This window comes from Mesorhizobium sp. B2-7-1 (assembly GCF_006440735.1).
In the GTDB taxonomy this organism is placed as follows: domain Bacteria; phylum Pseudomonadota; class Alphaproteobacteria; order Rhizobiales; family Rhizobiaceae; genus Mesorhizobium.
The window spans coordinates 1-17533 of sequence record NZ_VFUA01000035.1; the positions used below are offsets into that span (position 1 = coordinate 1).

The window sequence follows — 17533 nt, forward strand, 5'->3', positions numbered from 1 at the left end:
GATGAAGCCGGCATGGTCGGCACGCGCCAGTTGGAGCGCGTGCTCTCCCATGCGGCGGACGTTGGCGCAAAAGTCGTGTTGGTCGGCGATCCGCGGCAGTTGCAGGCGATCGAGGCGGGTGCTGCGTTCCGTTCGATCCACGAGCGACACGGTGGCGTCGAAATCGGCCAGGTGCGTCGGCAGCGCGAGGACTGGCAGCGAGACGCCACGCGCGATCTGGCAACCGGCAGGATAGGCGCTGCGATCAGCGCTTATGACGAACAAGGCATGGTCCATCAGGCAGCGACGCGCGACGAGGCGCGCAGCGATCTTGTCGAGCGTTGGGATCGCGGCAGGCAGATGGAGCCAGAGGCTAGCCGGATCATTCTCACCCACACGAACGACGAAGTGCGCGCGCTCAATGATGCAGCGCGCGAGCGCATGCGCGCTGCTGGAGATCTCGGCGACGAGGTTCACGTGGATGTCGAACGCGGTGCAAGAAATTTTGCAAGCGGCGACCGGGTCATGTTCCTGCGCAACGAGCGCGGGCTTGGCGTCAAGAACGGAACGCTCGGTACGATCGAGGAGGTCAGCGTGCAGAGCATGACGGTCCAAACCGACGACGGCAGGTCTGCGCGCTTTGACCTGAAGGACTATGCCCACATCGACCACGGCTATGCCGCGACCATCCACAAGGCCCAGGGCATGACCGTCGACCGCACGCATGTGCTGGCGACGCCAGGCATGGATGCGCATGGCAGCTACGTTGCCCTGTCGCGGCACCGCGATGGGATGGACCTGCATTACGGCCGCGATGACTTCGCGACCCGCGAACGGCTCGTCCGGACGCTGTCACGCGACCGCGCCAAGGACATGGCGTCGGACTACAACCAAATCGACCCGGCGCAACACTATGCCGAGCGGCGCGGCATTACGTTCCGCGAACGCGTGGTCGAGATCGTGCGCCGGATTGTTCCGGAAAAGCTGCGCGACGGGATCGGCCGGCTGCTCGACGGATTGCGCTTGCCCGCCGACGCCGAGCCCGGTCAGGATCGTGGGCATCAGCCGGGAAGGGAAGACGATCGAGCGCAAAACGGCGATGCCGCGCCTGGAAGAGAAGCTCCCGCCAGGGGAGCGCAGCGCAAAACGGACGTGGGGGTGGACCCGGAAGCGGCGTTGCGCAGGGATCGCACCCAGGCGCTTGTGCGTCACGCGCGAGCGCTCGACACGATCCTGCGCAGCGGAAATGTCGACGGGCAGGGTAGTCCCGAGCAGATGCGCGAATTGGGAGAGGCTCGCAGCGTTTTCGAGAAGGTTCGGCCCCATGGCTGGCGCGACGCCGAAGCGGCTTACGCGAAAAATCCCGAGCTGGTTCGTGAAGCGGCGGCCGGCCGCGTCAACCGCATAGTGCTAGCTCTCCAGCTTGAAACCGAAATCCGCACCGGACTGGAAGCCGACCCGATCCGCCGCGCTGACCGTTTTGTACAACGCTGGCAAAAGCTCCACCGGACAAGCCAGGACCAATACCAGGCTGGCGACATATCCGGCTACAAGTCAACGCGCTTGGCCATGTCCGACATGGCCAAAAGCCTCGAACGCGATCCTCAACTGGAATCCCTGCTTGCCAATCATAAGAAGGCACTTGGCATTCAGGTCGAATCCGGCCGCCGCCTTGGTGTGGAGCTCGCGTTCAACCACGGCATTGGCAGCGGGCGTGGCATAGGAATCTGAACCCTCCGATTTGCCGCCGTTTCCACGTTCCAGATCGATGCGATGACAAATCTGCTTGCGCGCGAGCCTTGGGTTGCCCTGTCTGGTTCCAGCAGGTGCCAAATGCTTCCAGCGAAAGGCGAGGCAGCCATGCCCGAACCGGATCGTATCATTCGCCTTAGGACCGTCCTCACGCGGACCGGCTTGTCCCGTTCAACGATGTACCGCAAAATCGCCGAAGGCACGTTCCCGGCTCAAATCAAGATCAGCGTGAACGGTGCGGGATGGCGGGAATCCGATATCAATCGGTGGGTCGCTGATCCCGTCTCCTGGCACACTAGAGCGGGACGAAACAACGGCGACTGATGGCAGTCGAATGGCACGTTGCTGCCCGATGAGCACGCCGCTCTCAGCAAGTTCAATGACTGGAAAGGGGCATCGCCGAAAGTCACTGACGGGCTTCGCTCCAGCGCAGAGGCTAGACGGCTTCGAGCTTCTGCATCCCCATGAGACCGCGCTCAACCAGTTGGTCGATCAGGCCGAGCGCGCGAGTGCGCCGCATTGGATGTTCACTATTCGAAGCATAAAGCTTAAGCGCCAGTTCGCCGACTTCGTGCAATTCATATGCTCGAGGGTCCCGACCAGAATCATTCCTCTTCCTGACCGTTTCTTCAAGGAGCTTGAGCACAAGATCGTCGAGACCAGGTGGTGTATGTTCAAGCCGATGCAGGAAATAGGTTCGCTCGGTCTCGAAATACTTTGATGCCACATAAGCCTTAAACACTCCAGCATGAGCTGAGATGTCTTCAGTCTTCATACGACGAAAACAGTCGAACGCCTCATGTCGTACGGCGGTCTCGTCATCGTCGAAAAACCGGATCAACCAATCAGTGCACGTCGTTCCGAAGCGCGCGGATTCGAAATTGGCAGCGGCGATAGCTGCTGCTGCGGAGCGATACTCGGCATCAACTTCAATCAAATTTTCGGCGAATGACAACCAGTCCCGATCATCGAGACATCGCCGGAAGATGGCTAGCGCGCCGAATCCTCTGGCGAGCGGGTCCTCGTTTATCAGGTAAAGGTTGATTAGTTGGGTAAAGGCTTCGATTTCAAGGTCGGCAACCCAACTCAGGATCTGCTGACCATCGTTGGAATACAGAGCCTCTGGACAGGTGCGCGCAGTGCGGAGTACCCACCCGACGGCTTGCTTGCCTTCATGTTTGAGTGCACACATCAACCACCCCGTAAGCGCAGACTGAACATGTGGGGCTGCGGGGGCGCCGACGATCCCATCCATCGTTGAGCGGTACTTCTCGAACGTTTTTTTCGAGTGCCAGCAGATGCTTCCAAGAATTTCGAGGGCGGACCCACGTGCCGAGTTAATCGCCTTGGCGCGAAGTTCGCCACCAAAGGTAAAGGCGTTCTTCCAGTCGGGTTCCTTTGCGCGCTCGCCGCGGTTTATGTCGACAATTCCAGTGCTGTCATCAGCTTTCGTTGCAACGATCAGCACCAAAGCTTCCGCAAGCGGACCGATCGGCCCTTTGCACCCCCGAATCATCCAGATCAACGAGCGGTCGTCCGATTTCGCGGCAGGATTTGTATCTAGAGCAATGAGCACCCTTTCGATCATATCTGCGTCGGGCTTAGCTTCCACAATGCCGGCAGTGATGCCCCAGGTAAAGTCCTCGTGCGAACCCTCGGGAAACTGACCAAGCAACATCAGGAAACGCTCTGGCGCCTCTTTTGTGCGCTCCTTTAGTTCGCACGACAACTCTCTGGCGCCACCACGCAGTCCGTCGTCTCCCAAGAAGCGTCGCTTGCGGGGCAAGCTAAACTTGACAATCGCGTTCAGCCAGGCTCGGTCACTCATGAGCTTGGTGCGCTCACCGTCGATGGGCGAGCGGACCATGCCTCCGCGCATGCCGTCGGGTTGCTCCGGCTTCTGCCCAACGAACTTTCGGTCGAGTTCAGCCAGTCGCCGGCGGGCAAGTGGTGACAACCACTCCGTACCAATCTGGCGCAGCACTGACCATTCACGCTTCCCGGAATCGTTGAGACACCAGGTCGGATAGTCGTTGAGCTTCGGTGTGAGCCGAGGCTTGTCGCCCGCCTGCTCCCGTCTCGCGAGCGCACGCTTCGCACTGTCGATTTCGGGCCGCAACGCTAGAACTGCCGTTTCGCAGCGCTTGCGCTCATCGGGTGTGAGCCAAGGCATGGCTGCAGCGATCGCGCGCCCTGCCGAATGTGCATCAGCACTGTGCCAGCCGGCTTTGAAAAGCCCGGAATTACCGACCTGTTCGACGAACAGGTCTCGCAGAGCCTTCGGGTTTGCCGCAACGGTCTCGAGCAGAAAATGCAAACTTGTGATATATAATTCTGGCTCTATCGAGCGGAGCAATCGAGCTGCGGCTAGCGGGCTCTGTTGCGCGACCTCCGCCAACGAACCGCGCACCAAGTCCAATAAGTCGATTGCTTGTATTTCGGTCTGATCCCGGTGTCGCCAATACCAGATCGAATCGTTGGCGGGCCTCGAATCTCCCTCGACCGAACGCTCCATTGCAATCCGCATGAAAGGCAAGATCTGCTCAAGGAACCCGAGGGGCGATGCTTTGGCGAGCTCGCTTAGCCAATGCAGCGACGTCCCGCCATTCTCGTAGCGATGCCTGAATGGATGTCCCTCCGGATGGAGGCGGAACCAGCGCCCAAGTTGTGCGCCAAAAATGCGTGCCGCCTCGTCCGGCGCGGTCTTAATCCAGGAGCCGTAATAGTCGTCCCAATCGTCAGCGCCGGTTTCCCAATCTTCAGGTATTGCCCTGTCGAGCGTGGCGATCAGGCAATCGGCGAGGGACTTGGCATCCGACTTTGGATCGATGAAACGCAACGTTGCAAACACATCGCGAATGCGCTCTGGTCGACGCTCTAGAAAGTCGTTGAGCAGCTGGGACACCTCAATGGGCGCGATCGGCGCGATCGATCTGAGGAAGCCTAGCGCCCAGTTCAGATCCTCCCCGTCGTACGCAAGCCAGTCGTTTATCAATCCGTGCTTGTTGAGCAGGTCGAACCAAGGCTTGCGCTCGTAAATGACGTTGCCCGACTTGACCGGCAATCCATTGCGCTGAGCGTAACGTGCGATCAGCTCCCATTCCGCCATCGTAGGGTCGGGGATCGTCGCAAGCCAGCGTACGATGGTCTCGCGGATATGCGGACGCACCCGCGTGTCTTCAAGGACCGTGCCCAAATCGACAAGGTAGCGGTTGCGTTCGCTCTCTCGCTCGAACGCGAGGATTTGCCGGGTCTGAGTGCGTCGGAACAAGGTTTGTTCGCTAGCCAGCAGGAAATCGATGATCGGTTTGCGCTGTTGCACAAAGGCTCGGGCGTGCGAGTAGTCGAACAGCGATTCATGCAAGAAGCCGATCCGGATGCCGCGCACGACGATCAGTCCGGCGCGCTGCAGGATATCAATCGCTCCAGCGAAAGGGTCGAGCGTCGCTACCGGAGCGAAGAGTTCCTGCCGCTCGCTCATTGTCGCGGCGAGTGCGGTCAGGGGAGAAAACACGCTCCAGCCGGGCCGAAACTCGCGCTGGATCTCCTGATCGCGCGCAGCAAGCAACCGGCCATAAAGTTCGGAAAGATGTTCCACCCGGCGCAGATCACTGACTCCACTCTGCGCCAGTGCAGCGGCGAGCGTCAGGCCGATCGGAAGCGCCAAGAGCGCCATCAGGCGTGCGTTATTGGGATCGTGCAGAATGCCGACCCGGGTGAGGACCGCGTCAACTTCGGCACGTTGGAAGGGTGCCACGTCGATCCGTATATTGCCCTTGGCCTCGGCAATCTGCCTGAACGCATGGTCATTTTCGAGGTCGAAGCTGCGGCAGGCGAAGATCAGTTGGACATGCCGATATTGTGCAGCCTTGCGAACCAGCTCAAGCACAACACGACGCAGTTCGGCGACCCTTCCTGAAACTTCACTGACTGCATCGGCCTGATCAACGATCAGTACCGCGCGGTTGCCAGAGGCTAGCTGTTCAAGAACTACCACCGGGTTATCCGCTGTGCCGACTGTCTGCGCGCCCAGTTCGTCGAGTGTTGCGACGGCGCCAGCCTGATCGACGCGGAAGGCGAGATGGAGCGTGCCTTGGGCACGGAGCTGCTCAATTATATCGGTGAGGATAGCCGACTTGCCGATCCCTGCGGCGCCGGCCAGCAGCACGACTCCTGCGCCTGCACGCAGCCCAGCGAGCACTTCCTGCACTGCTGCACGCTCAATGCGGTAGAGGCCGGCACCGAGCGGCGGGTAGGAACCGACATAGCTAGAGGTTGCATCACGGATGCGCCCAGGTAGCGCGCGGTCGAGTTCGTATTGCTTCGTTTCGATACGTTCACTGCTCAGGAAGCTAATGACATCGTCATATACGAGCGGGCGATTGAAGTTGCGCTCTTCCTCGAGCCATGTCCGGAACTGCGCCGCGATCGTATCGGGATCGCCCTTGAACCAATAGGTAATCCGCGCACGCAGATTTTCAGCGAGATCGGCCTCGGATAACGTGCGGAACTCTGTCTGCCCGAGGAATTGAAATGCCTCCGCTGCATCGCAACCCAGTCGTTCCTTGAGCAGACACCAGTGCTGCGTTTCCTTGTCCGACAGGCTTGCCTCGAACGTCTCGGGGCTGTGTGTCGCAGGCAGCTTATCCTGAAGGAGCTTTAATGGCGGTGAGGGATCACTCGACACGAAAACGCAACGTGCCCCCACGTTCGCAGTTTTGTTTCGAAATGCTGTGAGCACGCCGGCGGAGTCGAGAGCGGCGATGGACCAAGTGCCTGTTGCGGTCTGACGCTTGCACTGATGCCATTCAACCCCGGCGATGCGGGTCAGCGAAAATTCGAATCCCTGTTCCTCGTCTCCGAGGGCCTCGACCGTAACCCCTCGAACGGTGCCGTCCAATAGCCCGAGCAGTTGATGCGTCAGCCAGCGTGCTTCGAAGCGGTTGCCCGCTTTATCCGCAATTCCACCCCTGTGCATTACACTCGTCCGTTGTCTTTCGGCAGTCCCAGGTGCATGGAACAGACCTAGAACATTCATATTGCCATCGCAACTGCTGCCGATCTCTTGCGGTCAAGTTCGATCGCTTACGCCCGCGGCATCGTGATAGTGCTAAATATGCTTTGTAGAAAGCGATTCTAGCAAACTTCATCACTGTCTCGCGATGGACGTGCACCGCTTAGCGAATGACGAAGACACGCAACAATCACTACGTCCCGCAATGGTACCAGCAAGGTTTCTTTGAGCCGGGTCAGAATACCTATTCGTATCTCGATCTGAGCCCACCTCAGCACACGCTACCAGATGGGCGCGTAGTCACTGAGAAATCGAGATTCGCTTCACCAACTTCCCGCGCGTTTTGCCAGAGGGATCTTTATTCGACGTTCTTCGGCACATCTGTGGTTGACGAGATTGAGCGCAAGCTCTTCGGTGATATCGACACGCGCGGAGCTCACGCGGTACGCGCCTTTGCCGGCGAGGATGCCGGAGAGTGGCGTCGTCACTTCACAACATTCTTCGAGTACCTCGACATCCAGAAAATCCGTACTCCCAAAGGATTGGACTGGCTTAGCGCGCAATACCCGCGACTAACACAGAACGATCTAATGTTTGAGATGCAAGGCATCCGGATGATGCACTGCACGATCTGGGTGGAGGGGGTGCGAGAGATCGTTTCGGCCCAGGATGCCGACGCCAAATTCATTGTGAGCGACCACCCGGTCACCATCTACAACTACGCTGTCCCTCCGGGCGCCAACGCCTATCCGAACGAACCCTCGATCGCATCGAAAGGCTCGCAGACTATCTTTCCGCTGAACCGAGATTTTTGCCTCATCCTTACCAACCTCGAATACGCGGAAGACCATTCGGCCAATCCGCTCGAGAAGCGGACGTTTGCGGGTAACTATCGCAATTCGATCGTGCGCACCGACGCCTTAATCCGTACTCGAAAGCTGACGAGCAACGAGGTTATTCGAATCAACCGCGTGCTCAAGGCGCGGGCGAAGCGGTACATCGCTGCCGGCAAAGAGGAATGGCTCCACCCGGACATGTCGTCGGCGGAGCCTTGGGCTGATCTGCGCAATGTCTTCCTCCCACCAAAGAACGGACTTTGGCACTTCGGCGGCGAGATGTACGCGAGCTTCGAAAGCGGCGAAGTTTACTATCAGGACGCGTTCGGCCGAACGGAAAAGGAGCGCGAGTTTCTAAAAAAGGTGCCTCCATCGAAGCCGCCTCACATTCGCGCCCTGTGTGGTTGCGGATCCGGCCGCGCATTCGGTGTTTGCTGCGAGCACAAACCTGTTGCCCTTCGCCCAACATGGGTGGAGCGCAGCATTCGCGAGCGCAACTTGATGCTGTTCAACGGCATCTCCGAAATCCTCGGGATCACGCAAGACCGGGATTGGGTCACCGTGCGCCGGGAGATCACTGACGAAAAGATTAGAGACGCCTATGGCGTCTACAGCGCCTTGTGGCCCCGCGATACGAACTTGCTGGCGATGTTGCCCAAGCCGGATGGCGCAGCGCGCGCAATTTATACAGGGGTTCTGCACCCTTCAGCAATTTCGCGGTGCGCCCTCGGCTTGTCGCTCTATTTCGACGAACTGCTGATTGAGCATCCCTTCCTACATCCCAAGACAGTCAACAAGAAGTTTAGTCCGCTCGAGCACCCCAAGATGTATCGGCAGGAATTCCTTAAGTCGGTCATCTTGTTCACGACGATGATGCCGCTTGTCGAACGGGGGCTCGTGACCCTGTTTCCGGATCCCTGCAATTTCGATTTCCACCTGCGCAATCAGATGTTCGAAATGGCACAGATCCGCACAAAGGGGTTGAAAGTTGACCCAGAAGAAGAAGCTGGGTTCATGGAGATGATGAAGGAGGAGCATAAACGGGCAATGTTACTCTTGCCACGCGAAGCCCTTCGGCGCCAAGTTCTCCGGGATTCTCCCGAGCTAAATAAAACGGCAGTCGAGGCTGTTCTCGATGGCTTCGAAAGGCTTCGTCAACAAGACCCACTTGCCGTGCTGCAAGAGGGTTCGTTTGATGGTGGAGAGGACGGCGGACAACTCACGCCATTTAAAATGGCACCAAACTTCGAGATAGCGATGTACCTCGCTCAGGCCACTGGCTCATGCATTGTCACTGACAGCGTGTTTCGCTGGCGCGAACTTATGGTGGCCGCTCAACGCGGCAGGTTGGGCGCACCACCGTTGGCCCAGTTACGCGCCAGCATGGAGCAGGCCGATTTTGCCATCCCTTGGGATGTCCAGGAGATCAGCGCTCTAGCCGAGCGAGGGGTATTTGAAGTTTATCCAAACATCATGCGGAAGATCTTGAGGTATCTTTCGGCACTTCCAGCGAGAGGCTCAAAGCCGAATTTCGAGGCCAGCCTCAATGCTGAATTTGGGCGCATCCAAGCCTCAAAGGCGTCGATCGGGAAGAAGTCCACAACTCACCTGCCGGAGGCTCGGATATCCTGCCTTTGGCCCGCTGGCGGCATCCAAGACAACACAGTGAATCGGCTTCTGTTGATGTCCAGTTCCGAGCACCATCTAGCCAGCGTACCGATGGCTTTGTTTGTCGAGCGCTAACCTCCAGACTTTGTCGAGTTGAACGCCCAGCGCCAAACGCCGATGATGGCCGCTTGCAAGCATTAACAAAATTGACTTCAGCGTCCGATTTGAGGCGCAAAGCCGCCGATCGTTGTTCATTGGGTCGGTTACCGCGAAGGAGCGTCCTACGGCGGCGTGGAACTGCCTCCGTTACATTCTCTACTATGCAGTTGCTCAGGCTGTTAGCTCTTAGAATGGGGCGATAAGCGCACGCCAGGCCCGCCACCGTTTTCTGCGATGAACTCAATTCCTGCAGCTTCGAACGTTGCTCTAAGCTCAGCTATTGTGGACTGTTTCAACGCCTCGCCTCGTTCAAATCGCACAACCGTTTGAGTTGAGACGCCGGCTTCTTTTGCAAGCTCCAAAACGCCCCAGCCCAATGCAGCCCGTGCCATGCGGCACTGCACCGGATTCATAAAATCACCATAATATAGTGATTTTGATTGATCATATGCTGCACTTTGTGTAGTCTCGATTTCAACTAGGCGGCCGGATAGGTGATGCAACACCGATCCGGCCTGGCCACGTGCAAGCTGTTGTGGAGCTCGGATCATGGCTGATTCCGACAATAGCACGACTTTGTCTTCCGTCACGCTCGGGGGAAGCGGCGAGGGGGCCGTAAAGGGATTTGCTCGTTCCGACGAAGCAGACCCTCCGCTCGCGCTGCTACGAGACTGGTTGCGGGCACAGCACGTCTCGCAGGTTCTCTGCCGACTTCAACAACGGCTGGAAACGCGTGCACTCGGCGCCGCCTATCCGGCGGCCATGGATGCGAAGATTGGTTACTCGATCGCCTACCAAGCGGAAGTCGAGGCTGCGACAGCGGCTTTGAAGATTCAGGATAGGCTTCCACATACGCCTGCACACTCTCTTCTCGGCATTGTCGCCAAGCTCGAGATAATCGTCGGCGCAGATCGCGACATCGACGACCCGACAGACTTTCCCTGGCCACATATCGAATCGATCCTGCGTGACTTGAAGGAAATCGCTGGCAGTGTGCCGCTGGAGCGGCCTGACCGAACCATCGTTCAAGCGGATTGTAAGCGATATCAAGCAATCGCCGCCGATCTGGTTGATCTCAAAAAGCACGCCGCCGACAGCCCTTTCGATGAGGAACCCGCCGCTGGCGTTGATACAGAGTAGCAAAGGATACTTAGGCGCACATAACGGCCATTCGGCGCTGAGGCGATTTGGGCGATCCTTGTCCCGATGCAGATATGCACGGGACATAGGCTGTGAAGGCGGCACGGCGCGTCACAAAACGCGGCGTTAGACGCGATGCGGGTGCGGATCTGTTTTCGCGCCGCCGCGCCGTTGACGACGCCTTCCTGGAACGAACGGCGCGCTTGTTTGAGGCTCGCTTGGGGCGGTCGCTATCAGCTGAGGATGCACGGCAAATCGTCGACAATATCGACGGCTTCTTCCGCATCCTTGCCGAATGGGAACGGACTGACCGGGGCAAGTAGCTGGCGCTTCGTCTAGCTGCTGGCTTTCGGTTGTGCGACCGTGCGACGAACGAGGAGGCACCCCAGATGAACCAGCGACTTGTCCGGACCGCCAAGCCCGCAGGCCTTGTAAAGGCGCTGCTTTACGCGCGCGTCTCCACCAAGGAGCAGGAGAAGGAAGGCTTCTCCATCCCGGCGCAGTGCAAGCTGCTGCGTGACTACGCTCTGCAACAGCGGTTCGACATCTTGCAGGAGTTTATCGATGTCGAGACGGCCAAGACCACTGGCCGGACCAACTTCACCGAGATGGTCAAATATCTGCGAAAGCATCCCGGAATTCGAAGCATCCTGGTCGAGAAGACCGACCGGCTCTATCGCAACCTCAAGGACTGGGTGACGCTCGATGAGCTGGATGTGGAAATCCACCTTGCGAAAGAGGGTGTGACGCTGTCGCGAGACTCGCGCTCATCTGAAAAATTCATGCACGGCATCAAGGTCTTGATGGCCAAGAATTATATCGACAACCTGTCGGAGGAAGCCCGCAAGGGGCAGATGGAGAAGGCAGAGCAGGGCATCTGGCCGACAAAGGCTCCACTGGGCTATGTCAACACCACGGGCAAGGACGGCAGAAAGGTTATCGAGCCGCATCCTGAATTGGCGCCAGTAGTCACACAGCTGTTCGAGCGCTACGCGACCGGCCAGTATTCGCTCAAGGCCTTGGCTAAGGCGGCTCATGGCGATGGGCTGATCTATCCTAAGAGCGGCAATCCGGTTCCGGTCAGCACCGTGCACATGATCTTGCGCAATCGCCTATATACGGGGCTGTTCCAGTGGAACGGCAAATTGCATCAGGGTAAGCACGAGCCTCTCGTATCGATCGAATTGTGGGAGCGAGTTCAGGGCATCCTGAGGGGCCGTAATGCGGTGCCGACCCATCCAGCAGGTAACGAATTCGCCTTCACCGGCCTAATGACCTGCGCCGAATGCGGCTGCGCCATCGTCGCGGAGATCAAGAAGCGCAAATACATCTACTATCACTGCACGGGGCATACCAACAAAGGTCGCGGCGGATACGGCGATTGCCGCCGCAAATACGTCCGCGAGGAAGTGCTCGATCAGGCATTCGCCAACCTGCTCGAGCGCTTGCACTTCGACGAAGAGATACTGGAGTGGGTAAAGGCAGCCCTCATGGCCAGCCATGCTGACGAGCGGCGGGATCACGAACAGGCGATCCATCGATGCCAAGTCGAGTACAAGCGGCTCGAGGACCGGTTGCACGCCATGTATCTCGACAAGCTCGATGGTCGCATCGACAACGCCTTCTACGACAGGATGTCAGCACAGTGGCGAACCGAACAGACGCGGCTGCTTCGCGAGATAGAGCGCCATGGTAGCGCCGAAGAATCATACATGGAGGACGGCATCCGGCTTTTGGAACTGGCGCGCAACGCCAGCCGACTGTTTGCGAAACAGCCGGTACATGAGAAAAAGCGACTCTTGAATCTCGTACTGTCGAACTGCCAATGGGACCAAGGCGAGGTTCACGCTGTCTTCAGGCAACCGTTTGATCTACTTGCGGAAACGGTCGCATCCGGAGGGGCTACAGGTGCACAGCAGACAGCTTTGTCGAGAGGGAGTCCAGTTTGGCTGGGGAACCTGGATTCGAACCAGGACTAACGGAGTCAGAGTCCGTGGGTCTACCGTTAACCTATTCCCCAGCAGGCGCGGCTGGTGCCGTGCGAAGCGGGCGGCTATGTGCCGCGAGCGCTGCCTTGTAGCCGCCATCCGAAAATAGTCAAGCCCGCAGCTGAGTTCAACCGCAGCCTTTTTGAGCCTTTGTCCTATGCATGTCGTTCTCCCAAAACCGCTCCGCGCTTTTGGGAGACGCGCATTGGCTCTGCCGCCCCGCTCACGGAAGGCTTCAGCTCTCGCGGCTGTATTGCGAATGCTCGAAATAGAGCACCACGCCAAGGCCGACCAAAAGCGGAATGATGAGATAGAACAGTCGGAACACCAGAAGCGCCGCGAGCACGCCGACCGGGTCCATGTCCGAGAGGCCGGTTAGGAAGACGACCTCGAACACGCCGAGCGCGCCGGGCGCATGCGACAGGAGCCCGATCGAGAACGACACCATGAACACGCCGAGCACGACGAAATAGCCGGGATTGCCGGCCTCGGGCAGGGCAAAATAGATGATCGCGGCGGCCCCCAGCAGTTCGACCGGCCCGATCAGCAATTGCCGCGCGACGATCGGCAGCGCCGGGTAGTGCAGTTGGAAGGAGCCGACCTTCAGCGGCCTCAGCCCCAGCCAACTGCCGAAGGCATAGGCGCCGACGAGGATGAGCATGGCGAGCCCGGCGGCAAAGGCGGCGCCGTGATGCGGCGCACCCGTGAAGCGATCGATGATCTGGGGTTCCAGCAGGAGCACGAGCCCGCCGAGAAAAACGCTGGACAGGATGAAGGTGAACCAGCAGATCGCCACCAGCACGCCGACCTCCTGGCCGGTCAGCCCCCGCGTGGCATAGGCGCGGTAGCGGATCACCGCGCCGGAAAACACCGAGCCGCCGATATTGTGCGACACTGCGTAGGTGGTGAAAGAGCATAGCGTGACGAACAGCCACGACACCTTCTTGCCGATATGCAGCAGCGCGATGTGGTCGTAGCCGGCGAGCGAGGCATAGGCGACGACCGAGCTCAGCGCCGCAAGCATCCAGTGGCGTGGCGGGATGGCGGCGATGCCGATCCAGACATCGTTGAGCGAAATGCCGCGCAGTTCGTGGATGAGCAGCCACAGCGAGAACGCCACGGCCGCGATGCCTATGACCGGCCAGAAATAGCGCCTCCAATTCATGGCGTCGTCATCATGCGTTGCAGCTCATTGATTGATGTGCTCAAAACCCTTCGAACCTTCATTTGAGACATGCCTGATTGAAGCCGGCTATTCAACCGGCAAGACATTGCCCCAACGTGACGCCGGCAAAATGTGACGTTATCGAAATTCGGCCTCGCGCTCTTGGTGATTATGGGCGGCACTGCTAGTCTGTCGCCAACTTGAAACAAATCGAGGTGCCTGCTGCGTCCGTTTCCGGTTCGCGCGGCGCCGGAAGGAACTGAAGTGGAAGACCACGATACCGGCGCGGGCGCGCCGGCAGTGGGCATGTCCGGGGCATCGTCGACGCAGTCGGCGGGCCCGCATACGGCGCGATTCAGCCGCCACGCCGGTGCGCACCAAAGACATGCCGACCCCAGACATGCCAGCCAGAGGCCGACTGGCGCAAGTCAGGCCGACCAGCATGGCGATCCGCCGAAAGGCAAGACGCGCAAGCGCCGCAAGCGCAGGCGCGGCCGCAAGGTGTTCGCGCGCGACGAGAACGGCGCGGTGCCGCATGCCGCGCCTGCCAGCGCGGCGGCAAGCCAACCACTTCAGAGCGCGCCCTCGGAGCTTGAGCCAAGGCCGCCGCTCCAGTCTCCGCGACGTCCGCCGCAACAGGAACTGCCCGTTTTCGCCGCGCTCGACCTCGGCACCAACAATTGCCGGCTGTTGGTCGCGGTGCCTGGCCGGCACGGCCAGTTCCGCGTCATCGACGCTTTCTCGCGCATTGTCCGGCTGGGCGAGGGGCTGACGGCCAGCGGCCGGCTCAGCCAGGCCGCGATGGACCGCGCCGTCGAGGCGCTGAAGATCTGCGGCGAGAAGCTGCGCAACCGCAAGATCAGGAAGGCCAGGCTGATCGCCACCGAAGCTTGCCGCTCGGCCGCCAACGGTGTCGAGTTTTTGGAGAGGGTCGAGCGCGAGGCCGAGCTGAAGCTCGAGATCATCGACCGCCAGACCGAGGCCCGCCTTGCCGTTTCCGGCTGCGGCTCGCTGGTCGAGCGCGACACGCAAGGCGTGGTGCTGTTCGACATTGGCGGCGGCTCGTCGGAGATCGCCCTGATCGACCTGACTGGACGGCGTTCGCCGCGTCTGGCCAACCACATCGTCTCCTGGACGTCGCTTCCCGTTGGCGTCGTGTCGCTCGCCGAACGCTTCGGCGGTCGCACGGTGACGCGCGAGACCTTTGCCGCCATGGTCGACGATGTGGCCGCGCGGCTGAAGGCCTTCGATGGCCGCGACCGGCTCGCGCATGTGCTGGCCAGCCCCAACTTCCATTTGCTTGGCACGTCCGGCACGGTGACGACGCTCGCCGGCGTGCATCTCGATCTCGAGCGCTATGACCGCCGCCGCGTCGATGGTCTCTGGATGGACCGCGACAGCGTCGATCGCATGATCGAGCGGCTGATCGGCTGGGATTTCCAGCAGCGTTGCGCCAACCCCTGCATCGGCGCCGACCGCGCCGACCTCGTGCTCGCCGGCTGCGCCATCCTGGAAGCGATCCGCGGCGTTTGGCCGTCCGAGCGGCTGCGCGTCGCCGACCGCGGCCTGCGCGAGGGGATCCTGAGCGAACTGATGGCCGATGACGGCGTCTGGCGTGGCGGCCGATCATGAGCAAGAAGCCTGAGAAGCCAGGTTCGGGAAGCATTCGCGTGCTGAAGACCCGGATCAAGAAGAAGAGCGGTCTGAAGGAATCCTCGCGCCGCTGGCTCGAGCGCCATATGAACGATCCTTATGTGCAGCGCTCCAAGGCGGACGGATATCGCTCCCGCGCGGCCTACAAGCTGATCGAGATCGACGACAAGCATCATCTCCTGAAGCCCGGCATGAAAGTGATCGACCTCGGCGCCGCGCCCGGCGGCTGGTGCCAGGTGGCGGCCGCACGGACGAAGTCGACGGCGGAAAATCTGCATGTCGTCGGCATCGACTATCTCGAAATGGACGCGATTCCGGGCGCCGTCATCCTGCAGATGGATTTCCTCGATCCGGATGCGCCGCAAAAACTTGCCGAGGCGCTCGGCGGCCAGCCCGATGTGGTGCTGTCCGATATGGCCGCGCCGACCACCGGCCACCGCCGCACCGATCATCTGCGCACCATGCATCTGTGCGAAGTCGCGGCCGATTTCGCGCTGCATGTGCTCAAGCCCGGCGGGCATTTCCTCGCCAAGACGTTTCAGGGCGGTGCCGAGAACGAGCTTTTGTCGCGGCTGAAGCAGAATTTCCGCTCTGTCCATCATGTGAAGCCGCCGGCTTCGCGGGACGAGTCGGTGGAGCTTTATCTGCTGGCGAAGGAGTTCAAGGGGTAGCGCCTTCCCCTTGTGGGAGAAGGTGGAGCGTTCACTTCCCCGCGGTCCCCACCGTCTCCAGCCTCTTCGGCGTGGTCAGCCGGCCGTGGCCGGAGACGGCGTTGCCGGCGTCCGGCGCCAGCCGCATGAAAGTGATCGATGCTACCGCCGAGACTGCTGCCACGATGAAGAAGGCGATGTGGAAGTCCCTCAAGGTCAGCGGTCCGCCATGGATCGAGGTCGACACTTCGAGGATGCCGCCGGCCAGCGCCACGCCGAGCGCGATCGACAATTGCTGGAACACCGCCGTGATCGGCGTCGCCTTGCTGGTGTCGGCCGGCGTGATCTCGGCGTAGGAGAGGGCATTGACGCCGGTGAAGAACATCGAGCGGATGAAGCCGCCGACCAAGAGTATCGCCAGCATCAGCGCATAGGGCGTCTGCGGCGTGAACAGGCCGTAGATGGCGATCGACGCGGCCGCGATAAGCGAACCCCAGATCAGCACGCGGCGGAAGCCGGCAAGCCGGAAGATCAGTGCGGTCACGAACTTCATGCCGATGGCGCCGATCGCCGAAACGAAGGTGATCATGCCGGACTGGAACGGCGTCAGCCCGAAGCCGATCTGGAACATCAGCGGCAACAGGAACGGCACCGCGCCGATGCCGATGCGAAACAGCGAGCCGCCGAGCACGGAGGATCGGAAAACCTGGTTGCGGAACAGCTCCAGCGCCAGCAGCGGGTTTCTGGCGCGGCGGGCATGGAGGAGATAGAGCGCGCCTGAGACCACGCCGACGGCGACGGTGATGAAGCCGGCCATCGGCGGCAGCGCCGGCAGGCTGACCACGGAAAGGCCAAAGACGACGCCGGAGGCGGCAAGCCCCGAGAGCACGAAGCCGGGGAAATCGAGCGGCGGCGTCTGGGCGGGCTCCGTCCTGGGCAGATAGCGGGTGGCGAGCCACATGCCGATCAGGCCGATCGGCACGTTGATCAGAAAAATCCAGTGCCAGGTGAAATAGGTGGTGATGAAGCCGCCGATCGGCGGGCCGACCAGCGGCCCGACCAGCGCCGGCACGGTCAGCCAGGACATTGCCGCGACCAGCTCGCTCTTTGGCGTGGCACGCACCAGCACGAGGCGGCCGACCGGCGTCATCATCGCGCCGCCCATGCCTTGCAGGAAGCGCGACACCACGAAAGCCGGCAGCGAATTGGAAAGCGCGCAGGCGATAGAGCCGGCGATGAAGACGCCGATCGCAGCGCGAAACACGTTCTTGGCCCCGAACCGGTCCGCCATCCAGCCGCTGATCGGAATAAAGATCGCCAGCGACACCAGATAGGACGTCAGCGCCAGCTTCAGCGCGATCGGGCTGGTATGGATGTCGATCGCGATCGCCGGCAGCGACGTCGCTATCACGGTCGAATCCATGTTTTCCATGAAAAGTGCGACCGCCAGGATGAGCGGAATGATGCGGTTCAAGGGAAACGCCCTGATTTGTCTTCGCGATTCTAGGCCCGGCTTGGGGGCGAACCGGTGCGACCGGGCGGTTATCACGCCTCGGCCCGGATGTCGCATTAAATTGCTGTCACTTTTC

12 protein-coding genes and 1 tRNA gene are annotated in these 17533 nt (G+C 60.3%); 8 read left to right on the forward strand and 5 right to left on the reverse strand.

Annotated elements, in window-relative coordinates; all coding sequences use genetic code 11:
• Both FJ471_RS15375 and FJ471_RS15380 read left to right on the forward strand, forming a co-directional pair.
• Positions 1-1710: AAA family ATPase (locus tag FJ471_RS15375; protein WP_140804385.1), on the forward strand; the 1710-nt coding region annotated here is incomplete at its 5' end.
• Positions 1711-1839: 129 nt separating this feature from the next.
• A complete protein-coding gene (locus tag FJ471_RS15380) occupies positions 1840-2055 on the forward strand; it encodes an AlpA family phage regulatory protein (protein WP_140804387.1) in 216 nt (71 codons plus the stop codon).
• 112 nt (positions 2056-2167) lie between these two features.
• On the opposite strand, the gene FJ471_RS15385 is transcribed toward FJ471_RS15380, so the two are convergent.
• On the reverse strand, positions 2168-6709 hold the full coding sequence (locus FJ471_RS15385) for an ATP-binding protein (protein WP_140804389.1): 4542 nt from the start codon (positions 6707-6709) through the stop codon (positions 2168-2170).
• A 206-nt stretch (positions 6710-6915) separates the two neighbouring features.
• Here FJ471_RS15385 and FJ471_RS15390 point away from each other — a divergent pair, with 206 nt between their 5' ends.
• On the forward strand, positions 6916-9324 hold the full coding sequence (locus FJ471_RS15390) for a DUF4238 domain-containing protein (protein WP_140804391.1): 2409 nt from the start codon (positions 6916-6918) through the stop codon (positions 9322-9324).
• A 203-nt stretch (positions 9325-9527) separates the two neighbouring features.
• Here FJ471_RS15390 and FJ471_RS15395 read toward each other — a convergent pair whose 3' ends face one another.
• Complete coding sequence (locus FJ471_RS15395) at positions 9528-9761, reverse strand: helix-turn-helix domain-containing protein (protein WP_210242028.1); 234 nt, start codon at positions 9759-9761, stop codon at positions 9528-9530.
• Positions 9762-9897: 136 nt separating this feature from the next.
• On the opposite strand from FJ471_RS15395, the gene FJ471_RS15400 reads away from it, so the two are divergent.
• The 3 genes from FJ471_RS15400 (at position 9898) to FJ471_RS15410 (ending at position 12467) form a co-directional block, all read left to right on the forward strand.
• Positions 9898-10488: a hypothetical protein gene (locus FJ471_RS15400; RefSeq protein ID WP_140804392.1), complete on the forward strand. Its 591-nt coding sequence runs from the start codon at positions 9898-9900 to the stop codon at positions 10486-10488.
• 92 nt (positions 10489-10580) lie between these two features.
• The gene (locus FJ471_RS15405) at positions 10581-10811 is read left to right on the forward strand and encodes a hypothetical protein (RefSeq protein WP_140804394.1); all 231 of its coding nucleotides are present in this window, start codon (positions 10581-10583) and stop codon (positions 10809-10811) included.
• A gap of 66 nt (positions 10812-10877) precedes the next feature.
• Positions 10878-12467 (forward strand): recombinase family protein, encoded by a 1590-nt coding sequence (locus tag FJ471_RS15410; protein ID WP_140804396.1) that lies wholly within the window; start codon positions 10878-10880, stop codon positions 12465-12467.
• On the opposite strand, the gene FJ471_RS15415 is transcribed toward FJ471_RS15410, so the two are convergent.
• Together FJ471_RS15415 and FJ471_RS15420 are read right to left on the reverse strand one after the other, a co-directional pair.
• Positions 12435-12508 (reverse strand) — tRNA-Gln (locus FJ471_RS15415). The two genes, FJ471_RS15410 and FJ471_RS15415, sit on opposite strands and share 33 nt — an antisense overlap.
• 203 nt (positions 12509-12711) lie before the next feature.
• The gene (locus FJ471_RS15420) at positions 12712-13641 is read right to left on the reverse strand and encodes a YbhN family protein (RefSeq protein WP_140804398.1); all 930 of its coding nucleotides are present in this window, start codon (positions 13639-13641) and stop codon (positions 12712-12714) included.
• A gap of 264 nt (positions 13642-13905) precedes the next feature.
• On the opposite strand from FJ471_RS15420, the gene FJ471_RS15425 reads away from it, so the two are divergent.
• The gene (locus FJ471_RS15425) at positions 13906-15273 is read left to right on the forward strand and encodes a Ppx/GppA phosphatase family protein (protein ID WP_140804400.1); all 1368 of its coding nucleotides are present in this window, start codon (positions 13906-13908) and stop codon (positions 15271-15273) included.
• Positions 15270-15965 carry an RlmE family RNA methyltransferase gene (locus FJ471_RS15430; RefSeq protein ID WP_140804402.1) on the forward strand — a complete coding sequence of 232 codons (696 nt, stop codon included), beginning with the start codon at positions 15270-15272 and terminating at the stop codon, positions 15963-15965. The genes FJ471_RS15425 and FJ471_RS15430 overlap by 4 nt, the downstream gene beginning before the upstream one ends.
• Positions 15966-15996: 31 nt before the next feature.
• On the opposite strand, the gene FJ471_RS15435 is transcribed toward FJ471_RS15430, so the two are convergent.
• Entirely contained in the window at positions 15997-17418 is a 1422-nt protein-coding gene (locus FJ471_RS15435) for an MFS transporter (protein ID WP_140804404.1), read from the reverse strand.
• Positions 17419-17533: the final 115 nt, after the last annotated feature.

Excerpts from the sequence above, each read along its gene's own strand:
- FJ471_RS15380 (WP_140804387.1), top strand. The coding sequence starts at position 1,840 with ATGCCCGAACCGGATCGTATCATTCGCCTTAGGACCGTCCTCACGCGG.
- FJ471_RS15410 (WP_140804396.1), top strand. The coding sequence starts at position 10,878 with ATGAACCAGCGACTTGTCCGGACCGCCAAGCCCGCAGGCCTTGTAAAG.
- FJ471_RS15400 (WP_140804392.1), top strand. The coding sequence starts at position 9,898 with ATGGCTGATTCCGACAATAGCACGACTTTGTCTTCCGTCACGCTCGGG.
- FJ471_RS15430 (WP_140804402.1), top strand. The coding sequence starts at position 15,270 with ATGAGCAAGAAGCCTGAGAAGCCAGGTTCGGGAAGCATTCGCGTGCTG.
- FJ471_RS15385 (WP_140804389.1), bottom strand. The coding sequence starts at position 6,709 with ATGCACAGGGGTGGAATTGCGGATAAAGCGGGCAACCGCTTCGAAGCA.
- FJ471_RS15395 (WP_210242028.1), bottom strand. The coding sequence starts at position 9,761 with ATGAATCCGGTGCAGTGCCGCATGGCACGGGCTGCATTGGGCTGGGGC.
- FJ471_RS15420 (WP_140804398.1), bottom strand. The coding sequence starts at position 13,641 with ATGAATTGGAGGCGCTATTTCTGGCCGGTCATAGGCATCGCGGCCGTG.
- FJ471_RS15390 (WP_140804391.1), top strand. The coding sequence starts at position 6,916 with ATGACGAAGACACGCAACAATCACTACGTCCCGCAATGGTACCAGCAA.